Source organism: Ruegeria sp. BB1 (assembly GCF_056539465.1).
Genome location: NZ_JBQFVB010000018.1, coordinates 1 through 6,056, shown reverse-complemented (window position 1 = coordinate 6,056; position 6,056 = coordinate 1). Strand labels below are relative to the sequence as shown.

3 tRNA genes and 3 rRNA genes are annotated in these 6,056 nt (G+C 53.2%); all 6 read right to left on the bottom strand.

What is annotated here, in order from left to right:
• Positions 1-104 precede the first annotated feature (104 nt).
• A tRNA-Met gene (locus tag ACR0AL_RS20850) sits at positions 105-181 on the bottom strand.
• 51 nt (positions 182-232) lie between these two features.
• A 5S ribosomal RNA gene (rrf, locus tag ACR0AL_RS20845) occupies positions 233-347 on the bottom strand.
• Between the two features lie 229 nt (positions 348-576).
• Positions 577-3,404, bottom strand: a 23S ribosomal RNA gene (locus tag ACR0AL_RS20840).
• Positions 3,405-3,820: 416 nt separating this feature from the next.
• Positions 3,821-3,896 (bottom strand) — tRNA-Ala (locus tag ACR0AL_RS20835).
• 80 nt (positions 3,897-3,976) lie between these two features.
• Positions 3,977-4,053 (bottom strand) — tRNA-Ile (locus ACR0AL_RS20830).
• Positions 4,054-4,191: 138 nt separating this feature from the next.
• A 16S ribosomal RNA gene (locus tag ACR0AL_RS20825) occupies positions 4,192-5,653 on the bottom strand.
• The 16S, 23S and 5S rRNA genes sit together here with 3 tRNA genes alongside, the layout of an rRNA operon.
• Positions 5,654-6,056: the final 403 nt, after the last annotated feature.

The following is a 6,056-nucleotide window of genomic DNA, read 5'->3' as shown; positions in this document are numbered from 1 at the left end:
CTCTCACCCTATTGTTTTGTGGTTCTGACGGGTTGAGGGTGTTAAGCGATTGATCTTGGGGATCAATTGTAGTGTGACCGGGCTGTTCTGAGATTTTCTGACGCTGGTTGCGGGAGTAGGATTTGAACCTACGACCTTCAGGTTATGAGCCTGACGAGCTACCGGGCTGCTCCATCCCGCGTCAGTGTCAGATTTGTATCATCGTTAGAGAGATGTTTTGGGCTTTTACTAGGTTTGGCGGTGACCTACTCTCCCGGGGCTTAAGCCCAAGTACCATTGGCGCGGCAGTGCTTAACTTCCGGGTTCGGGATGGGACCGGGTGTTTCACTTGCGCTATGACCACCAAACCGAGGAAAAGCCCATGTCTGCATTCTTGCTGAGCAAGAAAGCGACGGGTGGCAGGCAGCGTCTTTGCGTGCAAAGGCGCGTTGCCACTCGGTTGTTATGTCACCCCTTTACGGGGTTTCACATCAATCAACGTTGTCCAACTCAAGGTCGGTGTATGCTTTTGGTTTTGTTTGATCGCCTACCGCTTCGCTACTTGAGGCGGTGAGCTTTGTCTTTCTGTTACTGGATCAAATCAAGCCTATCGGGCGATTAGTACCGGTCAACTGAACGCATTACTGCGCTTACATCTCCGGCCTATTGACGTGGTGGTCTTCCACGGCCCTCAGGGAGACCTTGTTTTGAGGGGGGCTTCCCGCTTAGATGCCTTCAGCGGTTATCCTGTCCGATCATAGCTACCCAGCACTGCCGTTGGCACGACAACTGGTCCACCAGTGGATCGTTCACCCCGGTCCTCTCGTACTAGGGGCAACTCCTCTCAAGTCTCCTACACCCACGGCAGATAGGGACCGAACTGTCTCACGACGTTCTAAACCCAGCTCACGTACCTCTTTAAACGGCGAACAGCCGTACCCTTGGGACCTGCTCCAGCCCCAGGATGAGATGAGCCGACATCGAGGTGCCAAACACTGCCGTCGATATGGACTCTTGGGCAGTATCAGCCTGTTATCCCCGGCGTACCTTTTATCCGTTGAGCGATGGCCCTTCCACTCGGGACCACCGGATCACTATGGCCGTCTTTCGACTCTGCTCGACTTGTCAGTCTCGCAGTCAGGCTGGCTTCTGCCATTGCACTCAACGAGCGATTTCCGACCGCTCTGAGCCAACCTTCGCGCGCCTCCGTTACGCTTTAGGAGGCGACCGCCCCAGTCAAACTACCCGCCACGCAGGGTCCCGGATCCGGATAACGGACCGCGGTTAGACATCAAGAGTGCGAAGGGTGGTATCTCAAGGGAGGCTCCACGGATACTTGCGTTTCCGCTTCAAAGCCTACCACCTATCCTGCACATCACAATCCTGATGCCAGTGCGAAGCTGTAGTAAAGGTGCACGGGGTCTTTCCGTCTAACCGCGGGAAGCCTGCATCTTGACAGGCAATTCAATTTCGCTGAGTCGATGTTGGAGACAGCGGGGAAGTCGTTACGCCATTCGTGCAGGTCGGAACTTACCCGACAAGGAATTTCGCTACCTTAGGACCGTTATAGTTACGGCCGCCGTTTACCTGGGCTTCAATTCAAGGCTCTCACCTCTCCTTTTAACCTTCAGGCACCGGGCAGGCGTCAGACCCTATACGTCGTCTTGCGACTTCGCAGAGCCCTGTGTTTTTAATAAACAGTCGCCACCCCCTGGTTTGTGCCCCCAGCCCCTAGTTGCCTAGGAACCGGGCCTCCTTCTCGCGAACTTACGGAGGTATTTTGCCGAGTTCCTTCAACATCGTTCTCTCAAGCGCCTTGGTATTCTCTACCAGTCCACCTGTGTCGGTTTAGGGTACGGTCTGATAGGAGGGCTATTTCCAGGAACCTCTCAGCAGCCCAATCAATCCGATAAGATTGAACTACACCTGAGATCCGTCACCACTCCACGGCCCAGGAATATTAACCTGGTTCCCATCGCCTACGCCTTTCGGCCTCGGCTTAGGGGCCGGCTTACCCTGCTCAGATTAGCTTTAAGCAGGAACCCTTGGACTTTCGGCGAGAGTGTCTCTCACACTCTTTGTCGCTACTCATGTCATCATTCTCACTAGTGATCTCTCCACCGGATCCCTCACAGGCCGGCTTCATCGAAAGCCTCTCTCCTCCAATCCGCCCGAAGACGTGAAGGAGGAATGAGACTATGTCACACTACGCTCTGCTACCATGCCTTACGGCATCCTAAGCTTCGGCTCATGGCTTGAGCCCCGTTACATCTTCGCCGCAGGACAACTTATTTAGACCAGTGAGCTGTTACGCTATCTTTAAAGGATGGCTGCTTCTAAGCCAACCTCCTGGTTGTTTTGGTCGTCCCACCTGCTTTCCCACTTAGCCATGAATTGGGGGCCTTAGCTGTAGGTCAGGGTTGTTTCCCTCTCCACTACGGACGTTAGCATCCGCAGTGTGTCTGCCATCTAGTACTCCCGGGTATTCGGAGTTTGGTTAGGATCAGTAAGCCTGTGGGGCCCCATTACCCATCCAGTGCTCTACCCCCCGGGGTATTCGGATGACGCTCTACCTAAATAGATTTCGCAGAGAACCAGCTATCTCCGAGTTTGATTGGCCTTTCACCCCTAGGCACAGCTCATCCCGATCCTTTTCAACGGATGTGGGTTCGGTCCTCCAGTAAGTGTTACCTTACCTTCAACCTGGCCATGCCTAGATCACTCGGTTTCGGGTCTGATCCCACGAACTCATGCGCCCTATTAAGACTCGCTTTCGCTACGCCTACACCTAACGGCTTAAGCTTGCTCGTGAGACCAAGTCGATGACCCATTATACAAAAGGTACGCCGTCAGCTCGCAAGGAGCCTCCGACTGATTGTAGGCGTTCGGTTTCAGGTACTGTTTCACTCCCCTCGTCGGGGTGCTTTTCACCTTTCCCTCACGGTACTGGTTCGCTATCGGTCAGCAAGGAGTACTTAGCCTTCGAAGGTGGTCCTCCGATCTTCAGACAGAATTTCACGTGTTCCGCCCTACTTAATACGTCCATCAAAGCTTCCTATACGGGGCTGTCACCCGCTATGGCCATGCTTCCCAACATGTTCTAGTCACTTATCTGGCTCGGCTGGTCCCCGTTCGCTCGCCGCTACTAGGGGAGTATCAATTGATTTCCTTTCCTCCGGGTACTTAGATGTTTCAGTTCCCCGGGTTTGCTCTTAAAACCCTATGTATTCAGGTCTTAAGTACCTGTTTAAGCAACATATTGATTATCAGAGATAACAATATGAAGCTTTCAGGTGGGTTGCCCCATTCAGAAATCCATGGATCAAAGCTTATTCTCAGCTCCCCATGGCTTATCGCAGAGTATCACGTCTTTCATCGCCTCTTGCTGCCAAGGCATTCACCAAACGCCCTTCTCGCGCTTGATTTGATCCAGAAAGAGAAAGACAGACGTCCTTCACGGCAGACCCAGCTGGTAACTAAAGGCCGCCTCTGTTTCTGAACCAAAAGCATACTTTCCCGCCTTCCATCCTGGAACCCATGCTGCCGATGTCGGTCGGCCCCACATGGAGAATGGAAGACAATGCATGATCGTCAGATCATGCGGGTTAGTGTACTTGACTTGGACAACTCTGTTCGTTTCAGCCGGGATATTCAAAGAGGGACGAGGAAACATCCCAAATCGAACCTCCTCCGAAGAGGACCAACTGAGATCAACGCCACACTCGGCGCGATCAAACAGTGTTGATTGATTTCTCTCTATACGATGTCAAAGCCTCCGAAGAAGCTGCGTCCAATCGGACGGTTAAAAACCCAAAGGTGCTTAACGATCTGATCGGGTAAATGGTGGAGCCTAGGAGGATCGAACTCCTGACCTCCTGAATGCAAATCAGGCGCTCTCCCAGCTGAGCTAAGGCCCCAAAATAGTCGCTTTCGTGACCTTCGCTACGCAAAGGCACTGCCGCGACAACGACTTTTTTGCCTGAGGCAAAAAATGTCTTGGTGGGTCGAGGAGGACTTGAACCTCCGACCTCACGCTTATCAGGCGTGCGCTCTAACCACCTGAGCTACCGACCCAGACAGGCCGGTCGGCCTGATGTGTTCTGAAGAGATATGAGGACGGCTCGGTCCATGAGTTTGATCAACTTTGTTTGTTGATCTTCTGCTAAGTGTATCACGAGATTTGCGAACAAATCTAACTAGATACATCCTTAGAAAGGAGGTGATCCAGCCGCAGGTTCCCCTACGGCTACCTTGTTACGACTTCACCCCAGTCGCTGATCCTACCGTGGTCCGCTGCCCCCAAAAGGTTAGCGCACGGCCGTCGGGTAGAACCAACTCCCATGGTGTGACGGGCGGTGTGTACAAGGCCCGGGAACGTATTCACCGCGTCATGCTGTTACGCGATTACTAGCGATTCCGACTTCATGGGGTCGAGTTGCAGACCCCAATCCGAACTGAGACAGTTTTTTGGGATTAACCCATTGTCACTGCCATTGTAGCACGTGTGTAGCCCAACCCGTAAGGGCCATGAGGACTTGACGTCATCCACACCTTCCTCCCGCTTATCACGGGCAGTTTCCCTAGAGTGCCCAGCCGAACTGCTGGCAACTAAGGATGTGGGTTGCGCTCGTTGCCGGACTTAACCGAACATCTCACGACACGAGCTGACGACAGCCATGCAGCACCTGTCACTAGGTCACCGAAGTGAAAGACCCATCTCTGGGCCGGTCCTAGGATGTCAAGGGTTGGTAAGGTTCTGCGCGTTGCTTCGAATTAAACCACATGCTCCACCGCTTGTGCGGGCCCCCGTCAATTCCTTTGAGTTTTAATCTTGCGACCGTACTCCCCAGGCGGAATGCTTAATCCGTTAGGTGTGTCACCGAATAGCATGCTACCCGACGACTGGCATTCATCGTTTACGGTGTGGACTACCAGGGTATCTAATCCTGTTTGCTCCCCACACTTTCGCACCTCAGCGTCAGTATCGAGCCAGTGAGCCGCCTTCGCCACTGGTGTTCCTCCAAATATCTACGAATTTCACCTCTACACTTGGAATTCCACTCACCTCTCTCGAACTCTAGACTGATAGTTTTGGAGGCAGTTCCAGGGTTGAGCCCTGGGATTTCACCCCCAACTTTCCAGTCCGCCTACGTGCGCTTTACGCCCAGTAATTCCGAACAACGCTAACCCCCTCCGTATTACCGCGGCTGCTGGCACGGAGTTAGCCGGGGTTTCTTTACCTGCTACCGTCATTATCTTCACAGGCGAAAGAGCTTTACGACCCTAAGGCCTTCATCACTCACGCGGCATGGCTGGATCAGGGTTGCCCCCATTGTCCAAGATTCCCCACTGCTGCCTCCCGTAGGAGTCTGGGCCGTGTCTCAGTCCCAGTGTTGCTGATCATCCTCTAAAACCAGCTATAGATCGTAGGCTTGGTAGGCCATTACCCCACCAACTACCTAATCTAACGCGGGCTAATCCTTTGGCGATAAATCTTTCCCCCGAAGGGCTCATACGGTATTACTCTCCGTTTCCAGAGGCTATTCCGTACCAAAGGGTATATTCCCACGCGTTACTAACCCGTCCGCCGCTCACCCCGAAGGGCGCGCTCGACTTGCATGTGTTAGGCCTGCCGCCAGCGTTCGTTCTGAGCCAGGATCAAACTCTCAAGTTGAAAGCACATTGCTGCGCTATCCTTGACGTTCGAACCTCTGCACATCTCATCAGGAGGCTAATCCTGATGAAGTCTTCTGTTTGATGTACACAGACTTCCTAAGAAATCAGTGAACCACTCAAACAGTGAAGCTGACACTAGATCATCGGCCCCGATTGCTCGAGAAACCTACTAGCGCGATATACAGACATTCAATCCGTCGAAACGAACCAAACCGCCCACATATCTCTTCAGTTATCCATCAATGTCAAAGAACATAACACCCAGAGCCAAAAACCAGACCGTTGCGCCAATAACCTCAGCGCGCCCGCCTAACAAATCCCTCAAGATGCCCCCAGTCTCTCCTGAGCGTCTCCGCCGTCTCCAGCGTCCCAACACCGCCTCAGCAGCGCCGGTGAAGGGG